The following is an 18,507-nucleotide window of genomic DNA, read 5'->3' on the forward strand; positions in this document are numbered from 1 at the left end:
ATTTGAAAATTACAAAGGAGCCGAAAATGAATTATTTAATATCGGTTTTAATCTTATCTGCTGTTATGCCTTTAATTTTAGGGGTTTTTTTAGTTGCTAAGCCTTCTTTGGCAATTGAGTTGCAAAGGCGTTTCTATGCGCTGATTAATTGGCGAATTGAGCCAATATCCATGAAGAAAGAAATCCGTAACACTCGCTTGATGGGCTTTCTTTTGTTTGTTGTGTTAATTGCTGCAGTATTGTTTCTGGCCTTCTCAAGATAATTATCATCTGGCTTTAGCTTGAGGCTTGAAACTTGTGCCTTGCGCCTATATTTTTTGAGTCTTTTAAAAAATGACGGGAATTCTTTTCTTTTTAATCTTCTTGCTGCAGATAACTGCTAATTTTGTATGGTTAAGCTATAACAAGCTTATTCCAGTATGCGATATTGCTACTGATTTTACAAGCACAATAAAATACCTCGAATTATTACAACATCCCACCATTAATATTTTCAAAGATATATCCCAAGTAGTTGCGAACGATTATTTCAGGCTACCGTTTGCAAAATTAGTTATATTGCCCTTTCTTTATTTTCTACCTAAGAATATGTTTGTAGCTACAGTGGTAATGGATTGCGTCTTTTGGCTTATTCTGCTTTTGTCTGTGTTCTATCTGGGCAAGCTCATAAAAGACGAGAAAACGGGATTATTAGCCTGTTTTATTGTTAGTATGTATCCGGGTTTATTCTCATTATCAAGGGTATATTTAGTAGATTTTCCTTTAGTTGCTATGGTAACTCTTTTTGTGTTTACACTGATCGGATTGCTTAATTCAAGCAAAAGCTACCTATTCGTTCTATTTGCAATAGGTTTTATTGGCGGCAATTTAACTAAATGCAATTTTTCTGTTTTTATTATCGGGGCTTTAATTTATTTTTTGTTTAAAATTAACTTCTCAGGCAGTAGCCCAGCTACTCATAAAATAAACCGGTTGCTATTTTTATCTTCTGTTTTCTTATTGATTTATTATTGTTCAGATCTTTCTGGTCATTTAACAATTTTACAATGGCAGGGATGGCGAGGGATTTTAGAAGGAGAGCCTTCTTTTACCCAGCTAAGTGGATGGGTATATTATATTAAAGCAATAATTTCCGATATTTCAATTTTTTATTCTTTTCTATTCCTTATCGGAGCTTTGTTTATTAACAAGATAAAGAAAGAGTTTAAATGGATCTTGATCTTATGGATTATTTCATCGTATGTTATTATGACAATCTTTAGGAATAAAGATTTAAGGTATATTATGCCGGTTTTACCAGCTTTAGCGTTAATTACTTCTTTTGGACTGCTTTCTATACCAAGATTAGCGATAAAAAGGGTGTTGATTTTTTTAGTGGTTATCTTTGGTTTAACCCAATTATATTTCTCTTCTTTCGGGAAAGTTTCTTTGCATCCGAGCAGGTTAATTGTGGATATTGAATCGTATGAATGGATAAACTGTATGGACAGGCGCCCTCCCGAGACTTGGAAAGTTGATAAAGTTCTTTCTGCGATTGAAGATGATTGGAAGAAATCAGGTGCTAAGGGTTGTCCTTTAGTAATGTCATGTTCTAACCATATTATTTACCAAACACACGCTTTGAAATATTTTACCTATATTTATAATAAGAAAATTAATTTTTTAGATATTCAATGTTTGGATTCCGGTTTTATTAAAAGATTTGGGAATGATTTGATAAAGCAATACGCTGTTTCAAAAGGGATATTTTTTGTGGACGGCAAAGAATCTTGTAAGGTAAGAGACATCTTATTTAAGAAAGAAATGAATATTCCATCATATTATCCCAAGGATATAAGTCAGGTAAGCTATTTAATATGCGATACCTCTAAAGTAGATCCGTTTCATTATATCACCGAAGGCCTTGATTTTATTCATAAGACAATTGAAGAAAATAAGAATAGCCTAGATTGTATTTTTAATGATGACCTGCCTGATGGGGAAAGAGTGTATTGCTATAAATTAATTAATTATTATGCAAAATAAAAGAATGGTTATAACTGGCTTAGGAGTAATTTCTCCGAGCGGTATAGGAAAGTCAGAATTTTTTAGCAATATTCTATCTGGAAAATCCGGGATTAAACCGATTACCTTATTTCAAGTTGCAGGCTTGCGTTCAAGCCTGGCAGGAGAAATTTACGATTTTGATGCAAAGGAAATATTGGGTGATGTTGGTTTGGTGGATTTGGATAGGGCTAATTTATTCTTAAGCTCCGCAGGAAAATTGGCTTTGGATGATGCGAAATTAACAATTAACGGATATAATACAAACAGAATCGGAGTTTCAGTGGGTTCAGCTTTTGGGAATTTACATAGTATCTCAAGATTTGACAGGGAGTCTTTAGTGGAAGGGGCGCAATACGTCAATCCATCAATCTTTCCTAATACAGTAGGAAATTCTGTTGCCAGCCGTTTAAATATTAGATTTGGGATAAAAGGGTTTAGCTCTTCATTGTCAACGGGTATAAGTTCTGCTTTAGATGCTTTAAATTATGGTTGTGATTTTGTAAAGTTAGATAAGGCTGATATTGTTTTGGTTGGCGGAGTGGAAAGCTTATCAGAAGAATTATTCCTGGGATTCAATAAATTAAATTATCTTGCGTCAAATGGCTTAAATTCAAAGGAAATGACTTGTCCTTTTGACAAGAGAAGAAACGGAATTATTTTGTCAGAAGGAGCAGCAGTCTTGGTTTTAGAAAATTTAAGTTCTGCTAAGGAACGCAAGGCTGATATTTATGCAGAAATTATAGAAATCGGCTCTTGTTTTGGCCGGGGAGAAGGAATTGCAGAAGCGATGCAATTAGCATTAACGAATTCCGGGTTTAACCCGAATAAAATAGATTGTATTTTTGCCAATGCTAATTCAACTAAAAACGCTGATATAGCGGAAACACTGGCGATAAAAAAAGTTTTCGGGGAAGCAGCTTATAAAATTCCAATTACTGCAATAAAATCCATGCTTGGAGAATCTCTGGGCGCCTCAGGTGCTTTTTCTTTGTCAGCAGCTATCGGTGCATTACGAAACGATTTAATCCCTCCTACTATTAATTATCAGGAGAAAGATGAAACCTGTGACCTTGATTATTGTTTAAATGAAGCCAGAAATAAAAAGCTTTCCAATATAATGGTTAATTCTTTTGACCCAAGAGGAACAAGCACATCGGTAATTATTAGAAAATTCGTAAATTAGAGGGTGTCGTTATGAGTGAAGATAGAAGGGTTGTAGTAACCGGGTTAGGTGTAGTTTCGTCCATTGGAACTGGTAAAGAGGAATTTTGGAATAATCTTTTACAAGGGGAATCCGGCATAGCCAAGGTTGAATCATTTGATACTACAGATCATTTTACTCATCTTGGCGGAGAGGTTAAAGGTTTTGCACCCGAAGAATTCATAGATAGAAGAAAAGTAAAACTGATGGGAAGGGCAACTCAATTCGCTTGCGCCGCAGCAAAATTAGCTTTTGAAGACGCTCGTCTTAAGTTAGATAAGCCTAGTAAAAATAGAATAGCTGTGTGTTTAGGGACAACGGGTGGCGAAGCTAAAGAAATTGAATCAATCAATGCTGTTTGGGTTAAGGATGGTTTGAACAAAGTTGATAAGCGTTCAATATCAAAATATCCAATGAATAATATTTCTTCTAATGTGGCAAGAGAATTAAAGGCAAAAGGGCCCAATCGCTTGTTTACCACTGCTTGTGCAGCGGGAAATTATGCTATTGGTTATGGTTTCGATCTTTTGAAGCTTGGTAAGGCAGATTTGGCAGTTGTCGGAGGCTCAGAAGCTTTTTCGTATATTTCATTTACTGGCTTTAACCAGCTTAGGATTACAGCTTCGGAAATGTGCCAGCCTTTTGACAAAAATAGAAAGGGTTTGCTGGTTGGAGAAGGTTCAGCTATATTGATACTGGAAACTTTAGATCAAGCTATTAAAAGAGGCGCGTATATTTATGCTGAAATTTTAGGTTATGGTTTAAGTTGTGATGCTTCTAATATGGTTAATCCGGATACAGCTGGTATGGTTCAAGGTATGAGGAGAGCTTTGGGGGCAGCGAAGATTTCAGCAGATGAGGTTGACTATGTCAGCGCACATGGCACCGGGACACGGAATAACGATAAAGCAGAATGCGCAGCTATAAAGTCAGTTTTTGATGATAGGAAATTAGCTGTTAGTTCTATAAAATCAATGTTGGGGCATACTATGGGGGCTTCTTCAGCAATTGAAGCAATAACTTGTTGCCTTGTAGTTGGTAAAGATATTATTCCTCCCACAATAAATTACAGGGCCAAAGACTCAGAATGTGATATTGATTGTGTGCCTAACAGAGCAAGAAAACAAAGAGTAAATATTGCAATAAATAATGCTTTTGCTTTTGGAGGGAATAATTCTTGTTTAGTCATTAAGAAATTTGTTAGTTGAGTTATAACGATAAAATTATTTTTTTCTTATGAGGCAACAAAGCCTTTTTAATTAATATGAGAATATTGTTAATTAATTTCAGGGATAGCAAGGATTGCTCTTCTGGTTTCAAGGTTTTGTTTCCCAATGGTTTGCTATATGTTGCCGCAGCTTTAGAAAAAACAGGCCATAATGTTTCAATTATTGATTTTCTGTATGAAGAAGAATTTTCATCATTAGATGAAGAGCTTTTAAGGGCAGATGCAGTTGGCGTCTCATTCTCAGGAAATATCAATCATAAATTTAATTCGGTTCTTAAGCACATAAAAACATTAAATCCTAACCTCCCTTGCATTACAGGAGGGGTTGCTGCTACGGAATTACCGGGTTTTTTTCTAAATATGGGTTTTGATTTTGTTGTGTTAGGGGAAGCAGAAGAAACAGCAGTTAAGTTATTAGCTAAATTGAAAGAAGGCAATTTTGACGAAGTTGAAAACATAGCTTTTACTAAAGAAGGGAAGATTACAATAAATAAAATAAAGCCGCCAGTAGAAGATTTAGATTCCCTGCCTTTTCCTGCGCGGCATCTTATCAATATGGCTTCTTATGATGAGTTAATAATAACGGTTAGTAGGGGCCAATGCCCTAAGGAATGCACTTTTTGTTTTCGCCGCCAGAATTATTATTCAGGTAATAGGCTTAGAGTGAGGTCATTTGTTAATATTTCCGATGAAATGTCAGAAATATATAAGTATTATCCAGATAAATATATTTGGATTACAGATGATAATTTTACAATGCTTAGTAACGAATGGTTTAAATCATTTGTTGCTGAGCTGAAAAAGAAGCATTTTTCCGGAAAATGGATTTGTTTTTCCAGAGTGGATTCTATTGATTATGAAAAACTCTCTATGATGAAAGATGCGGGTTGTGTTTCTTTGCTTTTTGGGGTTGAGAGCGGATCACAAAGAATATTAGACTTCTATAAAAAAGGAATAACAATAAAACAAATTAAGAATGCATTTAGAATGTGTAAAGACCTTGGTCTAAAAACTCATGCTTTTTTTATCGTTGGTTCACCCGGGGAGACGAAAAAAGATTTAAAGTTAAGCCTTAAACTGTTTTGGCAGATCAAACCAGATTCATATGAGGTATCTACATTGCTTCCTATGCCCGGTACGCCATTATATGATTACTGTTTTGAGAATAAGCTGTTAAAAGAAGAAATTGCTGATAGAGAAAGAGCCTATATATTTTATCTAGAAAATATCAAGCCCGGGTATTTTAAGCTGCTCGTAAAGCTTGCTCATCTGACAGAAGAAGATTTATATAATTTTAAGAATGAAATGAGTCGTATTTTCATGCAATTATCCAAAAAAACAGAAGGGAATGTCACAATAAGCAACCTTGTTTAGTTATTAAAAAATGTCAGTTCAGTTTATAATTGGGAGATAACTATGGGCAGAGATAAGCCGGATAATTTGGAAAATGAAATTAAAAAGATTATTGCAGATACCACGGGGATAAGCCGCTCGAATTTAGATGCAGATGCAGATTTATGGAAAGACTTCAGGATAGATTCTTTAAAAGCGCTTGAGGTTATTATAGTTTTAGAAAAACGCTATAAAATTAAAATTAGGGATGAAAACTTGCCAAAATTATCCAGCGTTAATAAGGCGGTTGAAATCGTAAGGCTCGCTTTGAAAAAGCAGTCAATAATTAGCAAGCTTTGGAGATTTTTGTTTTCTAAGGGTGAATAGGCTTTAAAATGAATGAAAAATACGACTATGATGCAGTAATTATTGGAGCCGGTATAAGCGGGCTTGTTTGCGGTTGTTATTTAGCAAAAGCCGGCTTAAAAACTTTAATAGTTGAGAAGAATTATAAGCCGGGAGGGTATTGTTGCTCTTATGTAAGGGATGGGTACTATTTTAAACCAGGAGTGCATGCTTTAGGTGCTTTGCGTCCGGGGGGGAGCCTTAATAAAATTCTTTCCGATTTAGGCGTACTAAGCGATCTTGTTTTGACAAGGCATGACCCATCTTATATTATTAAAACTCCAGAATTTGATTTTAATATTTATAACTCTATTGATTCTACCATTGATGAATTCTGCAGGTGTTTTCCAAGGGAAAAAGATAATATCCGGGCTTTTTTAAAATATATTGTTTCTGCTGAATTAAACTCGTTGCTAAAATTCAGAAGCTTGAATTTTGAGCAATTATTAAATAAATATTTTTTTGATAAAAGGCTTAAAACGGTTATTTCACTTTTTATCCTAGGTTTTTCGGGGTTACCTCCTTGGCAGGTTCCTTCAATAGTCGGCTGCTTTATTTTAAGAGATTTTGTTTTTGATGGAGGATATTGCCCCTCAAAAGGGATGCAGGATTTTCCTGATACATTATTAAGAAGGTTTAAAGAACTTAAAGGCGAAACAATTTTTTGCAAAAGAGCTACAAAAATAATTTGTGATGGCAAAAGGGCAGTTGGCATTACGTTGCAAGATGGCAGGGATATATTTTCAAAATATGTAATTTCTGCTTGTGATGCAAGGCAAACATTTATTGAATTCATACAAAATAAGCTTGATAAAGGTTTTGAAAATAAATTCAGAAAATATATTCCTTCTACATCGTTGTTTATAGTGCTCTTGGGATTGGATAAGCCTATTGGTTTATCGAGTTCAAATTACGGGTCAGAAATAATCTTGATTAATACCCTAGATATAAAGAAAATTTATTCAGCAATGCTTAGGTTCCAGAATAATTGTCTTCTCTCCTCTTTTCTTTCTTTACCCGGAGATTCGGTTCCCGATAAGATTTCAGTCCGTTTGGGCGTTAATACGATATACAGAGACCATGATTATTGGAAAAACGGAGGTGCTGAAAAACTGTCTTTTAGGATGATAAACATGGCAGAGAAAATTTTTCCGGGGTTGGGGAAAAGCATAAATTATAAATTCATCGCAACCCCAGTTACTTTTGAGGCTTGGACTGGTAATTATCAAGGTGCTGCTTATGGATGGGCTAGTATTTTTGACCAAATAGGCAATCCGGATATTTCACAAAGGGCACCAGTAGAAAACCTTTATTTAACCGGGCATTGGGTTAATAAAAGCAGCGGCATTAGTGCGGTTTCCGTTTGTGGATTTGATACCGCTAAAATGATTATTAAAAACATGGAGAGCCAAAAGTAATGGATAAAATAGATACCACTCTTTTTCGTAAGTACAATAATGGCGATGAGAAGCAGATTGTAGATTTATATAATCGTTGTTTTGTTTTAACAAGGCCAAGAATGCTTGATGATTGGTATTGGGAATTTAAGAATGGCTTAGATGGTAACGCGGTTATTTATGTAGCAGAGCTTGAAGGTTCAATAGTCGGGCATTTTTCCGGCGTACCATTTAAATTTAAGCTAGGCAATAATACTTTAACCGCTTACTATGCTTTGGATTTAATGGTTTCTCCCGAATGCCGCAGAAAAGGAATAGCTACCAGCATTTTAAAAACTTCGATTGGATCGGGAGTGTTAGAAAACAGCTTATCGTATGGAATGGCTAATGATATACATTTAAGCCTTGGAACACGCAAGTTTAATTATTTGACTTTGGGTTTCATTCCTAGGTTTATCAAAGATAATTCCGGATGGTTTTCCTTCAGCCGCATCAAAAATGTATTTAATATATACAGCAAAAAAAGGATTAAGATTACATCGATTGATTCATTTGATGAAGAAGCAAATGAGTTTTGGGCTAAAGTTTCTAAGAATTATTCGGCAGCAACTGTTAGGGATGCGGATTATTTAAATTGGAGATATGTCTCTAAGCCGTATAATAACTATAAGAAGTTTTTGATAAGAGAGAATGGAGAAATAGTTGGATACTTTGTTTTGGAATGCAAAACCGTTGTTGGATTAATTGTTGAAATACTGATAGATTGCCGTAAAGATGTTGTTAATGCGGCCTTAGATTTTATCGGGAATTTTTTTAAAGAAAAAGGCATTCAGCAGGTTGTTTACTATGGGCTTGATGAGCAGTTATGCCCGTGGCTTAAGAGTAACCGGTTCGTTGTTTCTGGAAACTCGGAGCTCCAGTTTGTTATCAAGAATACAAATTACTTTGAAGGTTTTAATATTGCATTAGACAAAAAGAACTGGCTGCTTTCCTATGGAGATATGGAATCTCTTTAAGAAAACAGGGCTAATGCAATTAATTCTTGACAAAATAACCAAGTTTGTATATATTAAATCCATGAATAAAGAAAATAAAGTAGCACAAAAGTCGGATAAGCAGCAAAAGGATAAGCCGGTTTATAAGAAGCCTTCTTTTGTAAAGCACGGAAATTTACGCTTTATAAATATTAACGTAGGTTTATCTTAATATTCTTTTCTCTGTTTCTTAAATATCGCCTATCTTAACTATAAAAAGGCAAGATAGGTGTTTTTTTGTCTCTAAACTCTATTCTTTTCTATCCCGCTGATCATTAAAGAACTCACCTTTTTAATCAATATGGCCTAAAAAGATATTGCTCGTGTTTTTGCCTTGTGGTAAGATAATCTAATAGATTTCTATGCCTATAAAGCCCAAACCCGATGATATATTAAGGCCTTCCAAAGACTTTCTTGGATTAGAGGTGGATGGAGTTTTTGTAATTGCCAGCCTTATCCATGGTAAAGAATATAAGCAAGATGAAGTATTTGAGTTAGACGATATAAGCAAGCGGATATGGCAATTGCTTGATGGGCGTAGGAGCTTAAAAGAGATAGCAGGTATGTTATCCTCAGATTTTGGAATATCTCATAATGAATTGCAGGAAGATATTTTAGAACTTACGGAAAAGTTTCTTGAAAAAGACTTGCTGATAAAAGCGATTGAATAAATATGCCTGTTCAATACAAAATTAAGACAGAAGATGTTAGTTATAAATTAGTTGAGAATGAGGTAATTGTCCTTAATCTAAAGACCGGTGAATATTACACTTTAGATGAAACTGGTTCATTTGTATGGCTATTATTGGAGCAAAAGACATCAATTGATGAAATAGCCGGTAAATTATCAAAAAAATATGGTATTGATAAAAAGGTTGCCTTTTCTGATACTAAGCTTCTGTTAAAGAATTTCATGAAAGAAAACCTCATATTTATTATATAAGTTTGTTTTGAAATCTCCGGCATCCAACATTTCATTGTAAATGATAAATTTATCCCTTCCTCCAGTTAGAGAAATCTTGAAACGGTTGATTAAAGAAAAAAGCGTTAAAAAGGCAGTTGGTTATGCTAATTTTATGCTTTCAAAGAAGCTGCCGTATTTCTTTTCGCCTCTTAGCATGAGAATTTCCATCACAAATAGGTGTAACCTTAATTGTTTGTTTTGTTCAAACCAATATACTAAAGACAAAAAAAAGGATATGAGTTTTGAGGAGTTTAAATATATTTTAGGCCAATTCCCATTCTTAGAAGAAGTAAATTTAACTAGTTTCGGGGAGAGTTTTTTAAATAAAGATTTTTTTCTGATGTTGGAATACCTTAAGAAAAGGCGGATAAGCGCATGGTGTATTGATAATTTTGACCTGTTGAATGAAAAAACAGCCCGAGATTTGGTTAATGTCGGGACTATTAAGAAAATCTATGCTTCCATTGACGGGGGTGACAAAGCTACTTTTGAAATGTTAAGAGGAGGCGCAAAATTTGAAGATGTTGTTGGCAATATAAAATTGCTGGAGCGCCAGAAATTAATTCTTAATAAGAAGTTTCCCGAGATAAAACTAATTTGCACTGTTTCCATGAAAAATATCCAAAATATGGGAAAAATAGTGGAATTAGCAAAGGAGCTTAACCTTAAAGAAGTTCTTTTCAGCCCTCTGCTCATAATGGATAATTATTCTCCGGGCTATGAAGAATTAATTAAGACTATGATGCCATCTATGGGCTTGTATCAAGAAGAGGGTAAGAAAGCGGTTCAGAAGGGTAGAGAGTTAGGGGTAAATGTTTGCATTACAGAGATAAAACGTTTTGCTACTGATTGCTATAAATGGCTTTGGAATGAAGTTGATATAGGTTATGATGGAGCTGTCTGGCCATGCTGCCGTATGGATTATGGAGGAGATGAAAAAAAGAATGTTCCTTATGGGAATATTTTTAAAGAGAGTTTTAGAAGAATTTGGCTTTCCGATAGATATAGATTAACCAGAGAGAAATTATCTAAAGGAGAGCTTGTGGAGGCATGCCGGTATAAAGGATTCTGTGAAGAAGGGGTTTGAGCTATGGTAAATGTTTTACTCCAACATCCAAGAGAAATCCTCAGACGGCTAATTAAAGAAAAGAATCTTAGGAAAACAATCGGGTTTATTAATTTCTTGCTTTCAAAAAGAATCCCCTTCCTATTTTCCCCGCTTTGCCTGCAAATCTCGTTAACCAACAGATGTAATTTGAAATGCTTAAGTTGTTCCAATAAGCATTTCAAAGGTGAAAGGTCTGATTTAAGCTACGATGATTTCAAATATATTATTGGCCAATTCCCTTTTCTTGAGCATGTTGATACCACAAGCTTCGGAGAGTGTTTTTTAAATAAAGACTTTTTTAAAATGTTGGAATATTTGAAGAAGAAAATGATTACGGTATCATTTGCCAATAATTTTACTCTTTTAGATAAAGAGATTGCTCAAAGGATTTTATCAGCTGGCAATATCACAACAATCGTTGCTTCAATTGATGCCCCAGATAAAGAAACTTTTGAGGCGTTAAGAGTTGGCGCAAAATTTGAGGAGGCCATAGAGAATATTAAGTATATTGTAGGTTTAAGGAATAAGCATAACAACAAGCTTCTGCATTTTAAAGTCAATTGTACTGTTTCAAGCAAGAATGTTTTAAGCATGGTTAAGATGGTTGAATTAACAAAGGATTTAGGTTTTGAAGGGATATTTTTCATGCCAGCGATTAGAATGGATGTTTTTCCCGGTACTTATCTAGATCTGTTAGATAGCATTAAGCCAGAAGCATCTGTTTTTGCTGAAGAAGGCGCAAAAGCGCTTAAAAGAGGGAGAGAGTTAAATTGTGATGTCATTGTCGGGAATGTAAGGCATCCGGCTTCTCTTTGTTATTCGCAAAGTTTGCTGTGGGATAAAATAATGATAGAGCTCGATGGTTCTGTTTGGCCCTGTTGTTTTATGAATTTAAATTATGTGCCTTCCGAAGGAAAGATTTCTGCTTTTGGGAATATCTTTAATGAAAGCTTTCGCTCTATTTGGCTTTCAAAGAGGTATAAAGATTTAAGGTTAAAGATGGCCCGAGGGGAATTAACAAAGGATTGTTATTTTAAAGGATTTTGCATAGCAGATGGAGAAAAAGCTTTAGCATGAAAGATACAAATAGGCTTTTAATTATTACCGCTGATGATTTTGGGATGTGTCCTTCAGTAAATAAGGCTATTAAAGAGGTTGTGGATTTTGGGTTAGTAAAGAATTGCGATTTGATTCCAGTTGCCCCTGCATTTAAAGACGCAGTCAATATTTGTAAAAACTATCCTCTCCTTGACATAGGCGTGCATATCACACTAACAAGCGAATTCCCCGCTCTTTCTTATCGCCCAATCTCAAATAGTAATAAAGTAAGTTCTTTAATTGATCCTAAAAGCGGCGCCTTTTTAAAAAATGTTAAATTATTTCAATCAAGAGCTAAACCCATTGAGGTATATAGGGAAGTAGTTGCCCAGATAGAATATATACTCTCTACCGGCATCAAGCCAACGCATTTAAGTTCGCATATCTTTGTGCTTAATTGTTTCGGGGCGGAATTATCTGCAATGATAAGGTTTAATAATATGATTATGGAGATTTCAAAAGAATATAAGTTGCCATTTAGGATGCCTTTAAGAATAGCGCATGCCGGAGTTTACAATGGGCTGGCTGAAATGTATAGAAAACAAGGATATTTAGTATTGGATGATTTAATTTCCGGATACAAGATTGATAAAAAAAGAAAGGAATCGTTTTACATGCGCGCCTTATCTGGGCTAAATGAAGGGATTACTGAACTCTTGGTGCATTGTGGTAATCCCGGCGCAGAATTAAAAAAGATTAATCCGCGCAGGTGGGCCTGTTATAATGAAGAAAAACGTATCTTCACAAGCCAATCTATGAAAGAGCATATAGAGAAAAACAGGATCAAGCTTATTAATTGGAGCGATTTAAAAATCCGCTAATTCTTTAAGGAATAACTAATGCCTTTAGAAATATTAACTATTGAGTATCTGGATAAATGTAATCTTAGCTGTGCGCATTGCGCAGTAAACGCATCTCCTAGTGGAGATAATAAACTAAGCCTTGAGGATGCTTTCTCTTGCATCCTGGCTGCCAGAGATCATGGAGTAAAGTGTATTTCTCTGGCAGGAGGAGAGCCATTTTTGGTTTTTGAAGAGTTATGTAATATTGCGCAATATTCCAATTCGTTAGGTTTAAAGTTCAATACTTTTACAAATGCTTTCTGGGCTAAAGATTTGGCTGAAACGAAGAAATTCTTAGAGCCATTGTATAGCAAAGGATTAAGTTCTTTGCATTTGAGCCTTGATTGTTTCCATTTAGAAGAGGGTATAGGCATCCAGAATTTAATTAATATTGCAAAAGTTGCAAAGAAGCTGGGGCTTAAACTAACGATAAATGTATTGCAGGTGGAACAAGGCAAAATCAGCTATTCTTATGTAAAGAAATTATTTAAAGGTTATGACATTATATTTGAATACGAATCAGTAATGCCGATGGGAAGGGCAGCGAAATTAAGAAATAGGTTAATTAAAGATAATCTTAAAAATTACTCCAGCGGGTGCCGTAGTTTTGGAAGCCCGATCATTTCTCCAAAAGGAGATGTGTTTGCTTGTGATGGAGCGTACCTTTTGGCTGGTCAAGGAAACCCTCTTAAAATTGGCAACATACACGAAACTCCGGTAAAACAGATTTTTTCTAAGTTTTGCGGCTTAACATTGGTAAATTTCATTGCTACTTTTGGCCCGAGTTCAATTTGTGAATTTGTAAACCCCCAGAATATCCCTGTTTATGGGGATAGCAAGCATACCTGTGATTTTTGTAATAGAATCTTGAATATTAAAGAAAATTCAGACGCAATTATTGAAAAGTTCAAGCTTCCCGATTCTGCTCTAAAAATTAAGCTGGAGTTAACCGAGATATGCTCAAAGAATGTTTATAGCCTGAGGACGCAAGAGTCTCCTTGGGATTGGAAGATTAAGAAGTTTTGCAGGGCGAAATTGCCTACTTTTTTGTCGATATGGAGATTTGCAAGAACAACTGCGGGAAAATTATCTCCCAGGACGATTAAGGATTAATAATGACGGATAGAAAATTTCCTTTAGTTTCTTTTTGCATGATTGTTAAAAATGAAGAAAAACTGCTTCCTCAATGTTTGGATTCGATAGAAGATTTGGCAGATGAGATTATCATAGTTGATAATGGTTCAAGTGACTCAACTTGCGAAATAGCAGAGCGTTTTGGCGCACGGATTATTCATAGCAATATTAAAGAAGACCTGGCAAGCCTTAGGAATATATATTTGAAGTTAGCTAAAGGGGAATGGATTTTAAGTTTGGACGCTGATGAGAGGATAAGCAGTAAAGATATCCCGAAGTTACAGAAAATGTTAAAGGATAAAAAAGTTAATGCCTATGGATTTATCTCCAGATTATATACAAATTCTTACGACCTGCTCAATGATTGGTTTCTTTGCAGAAAAGAATATCCTAAGGAAGAAAAATTCTCCGGTTGCCGAGGATATATTGATATGTATTGGGGCTACAGGTTGTTCCGTAATCATAAAGGGCTTTATTATGAGGGTTTCGGCCATGAGACGATAGACCGATGTATAGTTAAAAAAGGCGGTAAAGCCGTTGACACCGACATTTTAATCCATCATTTTAAAGAGCTTAAGCCCAAAAGGACAATTGAGAAAATAGCAAAGGCGTATTTTGAATTAGAGAAAAGAAAGAATGCAGAGGTTTTTAAAGACCATTATCGCTATTATTATAGGCTTGGAAGAGAGGCTCTCCTTGGAGCCAAAGATTTAGAAGCCTCTTTTAAGTATTTAAAAAAGTCTATCCAGCTTAAGCCATCATTTCCTTTTAGCTATTTTCTTCTAGGCCTTGCCTATAAAGAAAACAGGGATTACCGACAAGCAATTTTATCGCTTAAAGAGTCAATTAAATTAAAGAAAGATTATTTAGGCGGGCATTATCTTCTGGGTATTGTTTATGATGAAATGGATAAATATGAATTAGCTGAAAAAAAATTCAGGGAAGCTTTAGTAATAAACCGGGATCATCCTATTGTTTTAAATAGCTTGGGGGTTGTTTTGGTTAAACAGAATAAGATTAAAGAAGGGGTTAGGTTCTTCAAAAAAGCCCTGGTTATCGACCCGAGGCTAAAGACAGCAAAATCAAATTTAAGAAATTGTTTGCACTATGATTAAGAGAATGAAAAAAACCTCAATGTTTGAAATAATCATTGTTACTTATAACGCCTTGTCCAAGCTGAAACGTTGCTTGGAATCTGTGCAGAAATATACCAAGGATTTTGATTATCTTCTTACTATTGTAGATAACCACAGTACGGACGGCACTAAAGAGTATTTAGAAAGACTCAAAAAGATAAAGAAGGTGCAGATTATTAGAAAAGAACAGAATATAGGTTTTTGTAAGGCGGCAAATAGCGTTTTAAAGAAAAGTAGGGCAAAGTTTATAGTCTTACTTGATGATGATGTGGAGGTTACTAGGGAATGGCTTAAGAAGATGTATGAGCAGATTAAAAGCAATCAACGAGTGGGAATAGTTGGCTGTAAAGTTGTCCTCCCCGATAATCGGATAAATTCTGCTGAATTTAGAATTAATACGGTTGAGTTGGTAGGCGTAGGTGAAATAGATAGAGGGCAGCGTAATTACATAAGAGAGTGTGATTCCTTAATTGGCCCGTGCTGGTTGCTGCGCAGGGATGTTGTTAAAAAAGTAGGTTATTTTGACGAAAGATTTTTCCCTTGTGAATTTGAAGATGTAGATTATTGCTTAAGGGTAAGGCTTGCTGGGTATAAAATAGTTTACTGTGGAGAAGTTAAGATTGTTCATCACCATCTTCTAAGAAGGATAAAAACCAAATATATGTTTAACAATAAGAAAATGTTTTTTAAGAAGTGGAAAAATTTGTTATCAAATTTTCCGCTTAAAGACAGTCATCAGGTTGATAAACATATATCTAATGCTTTGTGTTTAATGAAGCATAATGAATTCCGAAGGTCGTTGGTTGAGTTAAAGAAAGCAGAGAAGATCGATAAAAGGTTCCAGGAGCCTTTATATAAAGGAATAGTTTTTGAGGGGCTTAAATTAGATACACATGCTATCCGGGAATTTAGAAAAGCAGTAAAACTAAATCCGGGTAATTTCTTAGCTTTATTGCGATTAGCTTTTTTGTATCGGAAAAAACGCTGTTTTAAAGATGCGAAGGTGTTTTCTAAGCAAAGCCTTGATTTAATTCCTAATGATCAAAGCAGCTTGGCGCATTTTATTAATGAAAGCAGGTTAGTTTCCCGAGTATGTAATACTCATTTATGCTAAAGAGAATCTTTAACCATATTTTACGAATCAATGGGCGAAAAATTAAATAAAATTCTTTTAGTCAGTTATTCTTATAAGCCGAGAATCGGGGGTTTGGAGTTATTTGTGGAGAATTTAGCCCAAAATCAACTCTTAAAAGGTATTGATGTAAAGATAATCACCTCAAGGTTTAAAAAAGATGAAAAAAAATCCGAGAGGATTTCAGGGTTAGTAGTGGAAAGGCTTATGCCGAATTTATTTTGGGGGGAGAATGGGCATTGGTTGAACAATATTCTTATCTTCCCATTACTGGCTGTTCATTTTAAGTCTGCTCTTAATATTTATAAATCAATTGCTAGATTTAAACCTCAAGTGATAACAATTTGCTATCCTACTCCACCTGCTATTTATTTTATTCTTTTCGGAAGATTGTTAAGAATTCCTATAGTTGTGGCTTTGCACGGAGAAATTGTTTTAAATGTCCCAACTGTGTGCATGGTTGAGAAGATTTTGTTCAAATTTATTTTAAGCAATGCCAACTATGTCACAGCTTGTTCAAAAAGCATCCTTGAAGAAGCCGCTAAGTTTGCCCCCAGATTAAAGAAGAGTTCTTCTTATATTTATAATGGTGTATCTTTAGGCGGTTCTTCCGGGCCCCCATTAACAAAAGAACGTATTCATAAGAATAATTATATCCTCAGTATTGCCAATCTATGGCCTTACAAAGGTATTGATATATTATTGATGGCAATGAAGAGAGTTTATGAAAAAGGGTACCAGAGCGATTTGATTGTTATAGGAGAGGGAGATCAGAGAGATAAGCTGGAAAAGATGATTAGTTTTTTACGGCTTGAAGGAAAGGTTTTCTTAAAGGGCAAGGTAGATAATGAAAATGAAAAAAATAATTTTCTGAATAATTGTGAGTTTTTTGTCTTGCCATCGCGAGTTGAGCCTTTTGGGATTGTTAACCTTGAAGCTATGGCAGCAGGAAAGGCCATAGTAGGCACAAGGTCAGGAGGGATCCCGGAGATTGTAAAGGATGGTATAAACGGGATATTGGTTGACCCGTTTAATGATATAGCGCTTTCCGAAGGGATTATGCGGCTTTTAGATGATTGCGATTTAAGTTTAAAAATGGGATTGCGCGGGAAAGAAATTGCCCAAGATAAAGCTTTTTCCTGGGGTAGTGTTACTGAGCAATATATAGAAGTACAGAAGAAGGTATTGATAAGAGAATAGCCTTAAGGCGCGAGGTTTTTTATTATTGCAGCTGCTTCATCAATTTTATCAAGGCTGTATGATAAGTAATATGATTTGGTGTCCTCGGCAAGTTTTGCTAATACCTGGATTTGTTTTTGCCGGATAGCAATGTTTTTTTCAAAAGACAAAGAGCAATCTTTATCCATACAAAGCAAAGAAAAAGCAGTTTCGCTATTCATAGGTTTAAGGGTTACTTTTCCCGCCTTATCTTTCGAAACCGGGAATATGATGATTTTAGGTTTACAGCTTTGCACGTAGCAACTGGGGAAATATTTTATTATATCAAATGATATTTTTTCTTGCTTACCGATATTGCTTTTCTTTAATGATTTTAGAAAAGGGAATAATTTAATGGAATTTTCTTCCAATCCAATCTTTAAAGGAAAGGCAAAAAGCTCCCCTTTGTCATAAATAACAAATTCATCGGAAAGAAAACCAAGCCCATTTTCTGCTAATTTTACAGCCATAGTGCTTTTCCCGGATTTAAAATGCCCGCATATAAGAATTCCGGAATTATTTTTGACTAAAGCAGCAGCGTGAATCAGGAAAACGTTCTTGTATTTCAAGATATGGCGTAAGGGATGCAGTATTAAAAGATCAAAGATAGCTTCGTTTGACAGAGTGGAAGGAATAAGGAATTTCCCTTTTATAAGGTTTGAGTTTGGATAAGCCCGGACATCAATATTCTTCAACCAGCAATCTAGTATTAAATCTTTCTCTTTTGTGTTGAATCCGTCTGATCTGTTGAAAGGCAAGGCATTTGTTTCTTCTAATTCAAAATTAATAGTAGTGAGATTTTTAGTTTTGTATAATTTATTTGTTAAATTCAATTGCTCTGTAGCCAACTTTGCTATAAAATGGCTATTAGTGTTAATGCAGATATTAAATTTGTGTAAGGCAAAGTTCTTAATGTATTTCATCAATGATGTTTTCTTTTTTTAGGTTTTTAATCAATTCTCTAAATTCAATGCTTATTTTATCTTTATGTTTTGGGTATCTGTTGTAAAGTGTATTAAGTATTTTATTCTGGCTAAAATTCAACGTGAGCATTTTCCAGATTTTTAGGCTTATTCCATTTAATTCAAAAATACTAATCTCCGGGGTAGTTAATTTGAAAAGCAGGTTTTTCTTGTTGATGCATCCCCAGATAACCTTATAGAGGTCTATCCTGTATTTTTTATCCATTTTGTTATTTATTTCTTTAAAAGCCATGATAGAATTATATTATA

At 34.9% G+C, this 18,507-nt stretch carries 20 protein-coding genes; 18 read left to right on the forward strand and 2 right to left on the reverse strand.

All coding sequences use genetic code 11. The features are described 5' to 3' along the window. Positions 1-26: 26 nt before the first annotated feature. From PHO70_01890 to PHO70_01975, 18 genes are all read left to right on the forward strand, one after another. Entirely contained in the window at positions 27-263 is a 237-nt protein-coding gene (locus PHO70_01890; protein ID MDD5431725.1) for a hypothetical protein, read from the forward strand. 70 nt (positions 264-333) lie between these two features. After that, on the forward strand, positions 334-2,025 hold the full coding sequence (locus PHO70_01895) for a glycosyltransferase family 39 protein (GenBank protein ID MDD5431726.1): 1,692 nt from the start codon (positions 334-336) through the stop codon (positions 2,023-2,025). Beyond that, the gene (locus PHO70_01900; protein MDD5431727.1) at positions 2,015-3,229 is read left to right on the forward strand and encodes a beta-ketoacyl-[acyl-carrier-protein] synthase family protein; all 1,215 of its coding nucleotides are present in this window, start codon (positions 2,015-2,017) and stop codon (positions 3,227-3,229) included. Before PHO70_01895 ends, PHO70_01900 begins: the two co-directional genes overlap by 11 nt. A gap of 11 nt (positions 3,230-3,240) precedes the next feature. Next, the gene (locus PHO70_01905; protein ID MDD5431728.1) at positions 3,241-4,455 is read left to right on the forward strand and encodes a beta-ketoacyl-[acyl-carrier-protein] synthase family protein; all 1,215 of its coding nucleotides are present in this window, start codon (positions 3,241-3,243) and stop codon (positions 4,453-4,455) included. Positions 4,456-4,511: 56 nt separating this feature from the next. Further along, entirely contained in the window at positions 4,512-5,849 is a 1,338-nt protein-coding gene (locus PHO70_01910) for a radical SAM protein (protein MDD5431729.1), read from the forward strand. Positions 5,850-5,891: 42 nt separating this feature from the next. Beyond that, positions 5,892-6,194: an acyl carrier protein gene (locus tag PHO70_01915; protein MDD5431730.1), complete on the forward strand. Its 303-nt coding sequence runs from the start codon at positions 5,892-5,894 to the stop codon at positions 6,192-6,194. An 8-nt stretch (positions 6,195-6,202) separates the two neighbouring features. Continuing rightward, the gene (locus tag PHO70_01920) at positions 6,203-7,630 is read left to right on the forward strand and encodes an NAD(P)/FAD-dependent oxidoreductase (protein ID MDD5431731.1); all 1,428 of its coding nucleotides are present in this window, start codon (positions 6,203-6,205) and stop codon (positions 7,628-7,630) included. Continuing rightward, entirely contained in the window at positions 7,630-8,625 is a 996-nt protein-coding gene (locus PHO70_01925) for a GNAT family N-acetyltransferase (protein ID MDD5431732.1), read from the forward strand. The genes PHO70_01920 and PHO70_01925 overlap by 1 nt, the downstream gene beginning before the upstream one ends. A 13-nt stretch (positions 8,626-8,638) precedes the next feature. Further along, positions 8,639-8,815, forward strand: coding sequence for a hypothetical protein (locus PHO70_01930; protein MDD5431733.1), 177 nt, complete (start codon positions 8,639-8,641; stop codon positions 8,813-8,815). 190 nt (positions 8,816-9,005) lie between these two features. After that, on the forward strand, positions 9,006-9,314 hold the full coding sequence (locus tag PHO70_01935) for a PqqD family protein (GenBank protein MDD5431734.1): 309 nt from the start codon (positions 9,006-9,008) through the stop codon (positions 9,312-9,314). 2 nt (positions 9,315-9,316) lie between these two features. Then, positions 9,317-9,586 carry a PqqD family protein gene (locus PHO70_01940; GenBank protein ID MDD5431735.1) on the forward strand — a complete coding sequence of 90 codons (270 nt, stop codon included), beginning with the start codon at positions 9,317-9,319 and terminating at the stop codon, positions 9,584-9,586. Positions 9,587-9,626: 40 nt separating this feature from the next. Next, positions 9,627-10,694 carry a radical SAM protein gene (locus tag PHO70_01945; GenBank protein ID MDD5431736.1) on the forward strand — a complete coding sequence of 356 codons (1,068 nt, stop codon included), beginning with the start codon at positions 9,627-9,629 and terminating at the stop codon, positions 10,692-10,694. Positions 10,695-10,697: 3 nt separating this feature from the next. After that, positions 10,698-11,792 carry a radical SAM protein gene (locus PHO70_01950; protein ID MDD5431737.1) on the forward strand — a complete coding sequence of 365 codons (1,095 nt, stop codon included), beginning with the start codon at positions 10,698-10,700 and terminating at the stop codon, positions 11,790-11,792. Then, the gene (locus PHO70_01955; protein ID MDD5431738.1) at positions 11,789-12,634 is read left to right on the forward strand and encodes a ChbG/HpnK family deacetylase; all 846 of its coding nucleotides are present in this window, start codon (positions 11,789-11,791) and stop codon (positions 12,632-12,634) included. Before PHO70_01950 ends, PHO70_01955 begins: the two co-directional genes overlap by 4 nt. 18 nt (positions 12,635-12,652) lie before the next feature. Further along, positions 12,653-13,768 carry a radical SAM protein gene (locus PHO70_01960; GenBank protein MDD5431739.1) on the forward strand — a complete coding sequence of 372 codons (1,116 nt, stop codon included), beginning with the start codon at positions 12,653-12,655 and terminating at the stop codon, positions 13,766-13,768. Between the two features lie 2 nt (positions 13,769-13,770). Then, entirely contained in the window at positions 13,771-14,904 is a 1,134-nt protein-coding gene (locus tag PHO70_01965) for a glycosyltransferase (protein MDD5431740.1), read from the forward strand. 4 nt (positions 14,905-14,908) lie between these two features. Further along, the gene (locus tag PHO70_01970; GenBank protein ID MDD5431741.1) at positions 14,909-16,039 is read left to right on the forward strand and encodes a glycosyltransferase family 2 protein; all 1,131 of its coding nucleotides are present in this window, start codon (positions 14,909-14,911) and stop codon (positions 16,037-16,039) included. 30 nt (positions 16,040-16,069) lie between these two features. Beyond that, a complete protein-coding gene (locus PHO70_01975; protein ID MDD5431742.1) occupies positions 16,070-17,257 on the forward strand; it encodes a glycosyltransferase family 4 protein in 1,188 nt (395 codons plus the stop codon). Positions 17,258-17,259: 2 nt separating this feature from the next. Here PHO70_01975 and PHO70_01980 read toward each other — a convergent pair whose 3' ends face one another. After that, the gene (locus PHO70_01980; GenBank protein MDD5431743.1) at positions 17,260-18,198 is read right to left on the reverse strand and encodes a hypothetical protein; all 939 of its coding nucleotides are present in this window, start codon (positions 18,196-18,198) and stop codon (positions 17,260-17,262) included. Then, on the reverse strand, positions 18,185-18,463 hold the full coding sequence (locus tag PHO70_01985; protein MDD5431744.1) for a hypothetical protein: 279 nt from the start codon (positions 18,461-18,463) through the stop codon (positions 18,185-18,187). Before PHO70_01985 ends, PHO70_01980 begins: the two co-directional genes overlap by 14 nt. Between the last annotated feature and the right edge of the window lie 44 nt (positions 18,464-18,507).

The sequence above is a fragment of the Candidatus Omnitrophota bacterium genome (assembly GCA_028715415.1).
Taxonomy (GTDB): Bacteria; Omnitrophota; Gorgyraeia; order Gygaellales; family Profunditerraquicolaceae; genus JAQURX01.

What these genes read in the sequence shown, in the direction of transcription:
- PHO70_01890 (MDD5431725.1), top strand. Translation starts at nt 27, where the DNA reads ATGAATTATTTAATATCGGTTTTAATCTTATCTGCTGTTATGCCTTTA.
- PHO70_01980 (MDD5431743.1), bottom strand. Translation starts at nt 18,198, where the DNA reads ATGAAATACATTAAGAACTTTGCCTTACACAAATTTAATATCTGCATT.
- PHO70_01895 (MDD5431726.1), top strand. Translation starts at nt 334, where the DNA reads ATGACGGGAATTCTTTTCTTTTTAATCTTCTTGCTGCAGATAACTGCT.
- PHO70_01920 (MDD5431731.1), top strand. Translation starts at nt 6,203, where the DNA reads ATGAATGAAAAATACGACTATGATGCAGTAATTATTGGAGCCGGTATA.
- PHO70_01950 (MDD5431737.1), top strand. Translation starts at nt 10,698, where the DNA reads ATGGTAAATGTTTTACTCCAACATCCAAGAGAAATCCTCAGACGGCTA.
- PHO70_01935 (MDD5431734.1), top strand. Translation starts at nt 9,006, where the DNA reads ATGCCTATAAAGCCCAAACCCGATGATATATTAAGGCCTTCCAAAGAC.
- PHO70_01975 (MDD5431742.1), top strand. Translation starts at nt 16,070, where the DNA reads ATGGGCGAAAAATTAAATAAAATTCTTTTAGTCAGTTATTCTTATAAG.
- PHO70_01970 (MDD5431741.1), top strand. Translation starts at nt 14,909, where the DNA reads ATGAAAAAAACCTCAATGTTTGAAATAATCATTGTTACTTATAACGCC.
- PHO70_01900 (MDD5431727.1), top strand. Translation starts at nt 2,015, where the DNA reads ATGCAAAATAAAAGAATGGTTATAACTGGCTTAGGAGTAATTTCTCCG.
- PHO70_01955 (MDD5431738.1), top strand. Translation starts at nt 11,789, where the DNA reads ATGAAAGATACAAATAGGCTTTTAATTATTACCGCTGATGATTTTGGG.
- PHO70_01945 (MDD5431736.1), top strand. Translation starts at nt 9,627, where the DNA reads ATGATAAATTTATCCCTTCCTCCAGTTAGAGAAATCTTGAAACGGTTG.
- PHO70_01910 (MDD5431729.1), top strand. Translation starts at nt 4,512, where the DNA reads ATGAGAATATTGTTAATTAATTTCAGGGATAGCAAGGATTGCTCTTCT.
- PHO70_01960 (MDD5431739.1), top strand. Translation starts at nt 12,653, where the DNA reads ATGCCTTTAGAAATATTAACTATTGAGTATCTGGATAAATGTAATCTT.
- PHO70_01940 (MDD5431735.1), top strand. Translation starts at nt 9,317, where the DNA reads ATGCCTGTTCAATACAAAATTAAGACAGAAGATGTTAGTTATAAATTA.
- PHO70_01905 (MDD5431728.1), top strand. Translation starts at nt 3,241, where the DNA reads ATGAGTGAAGATAGAAGGGTTGTAGTAACCGGGTTAGGTGTAGTTTCG.
- PHO70_01965 (MDD5431740.1), top strand. Translation starts at nt 13,771, where the DNA reads ATGACGGATAGAAAATTTCCTTTAGTTTCTTTTTGCATGATTGTTAAA.
- PHO70_01930 (MDD5431733.1), top strand. Translation starts at nt 8,639, where the DNA reads ATGCAATTAATTCTTGACAAAATAACCAAGTTTGTATATATTAAATCC.
- PHO70_01915 (MDD5431730.1), top strand. Translation starts at nt 5,892, where the DNA reads ATGGGCAGAGATAAGCCGGATAATTTGGAAAATGAAATTAAAAAGATT.
- PHO70_01925 (MDD5431732.1), top strand. Translation starts at nt 7,630, where the DNA reads ATGGATAAAATAGATACCACTCTTTTTCGTAAGTACAATAATGGCGAT.
- PHO70_01985 (MDD5431744.1), bottom strand. Translation starts at nt 18,463, where the DNA reads ATGGATAAAAAATACAGGATAGACCTCTATAAGGTTATCTGGGGATGC.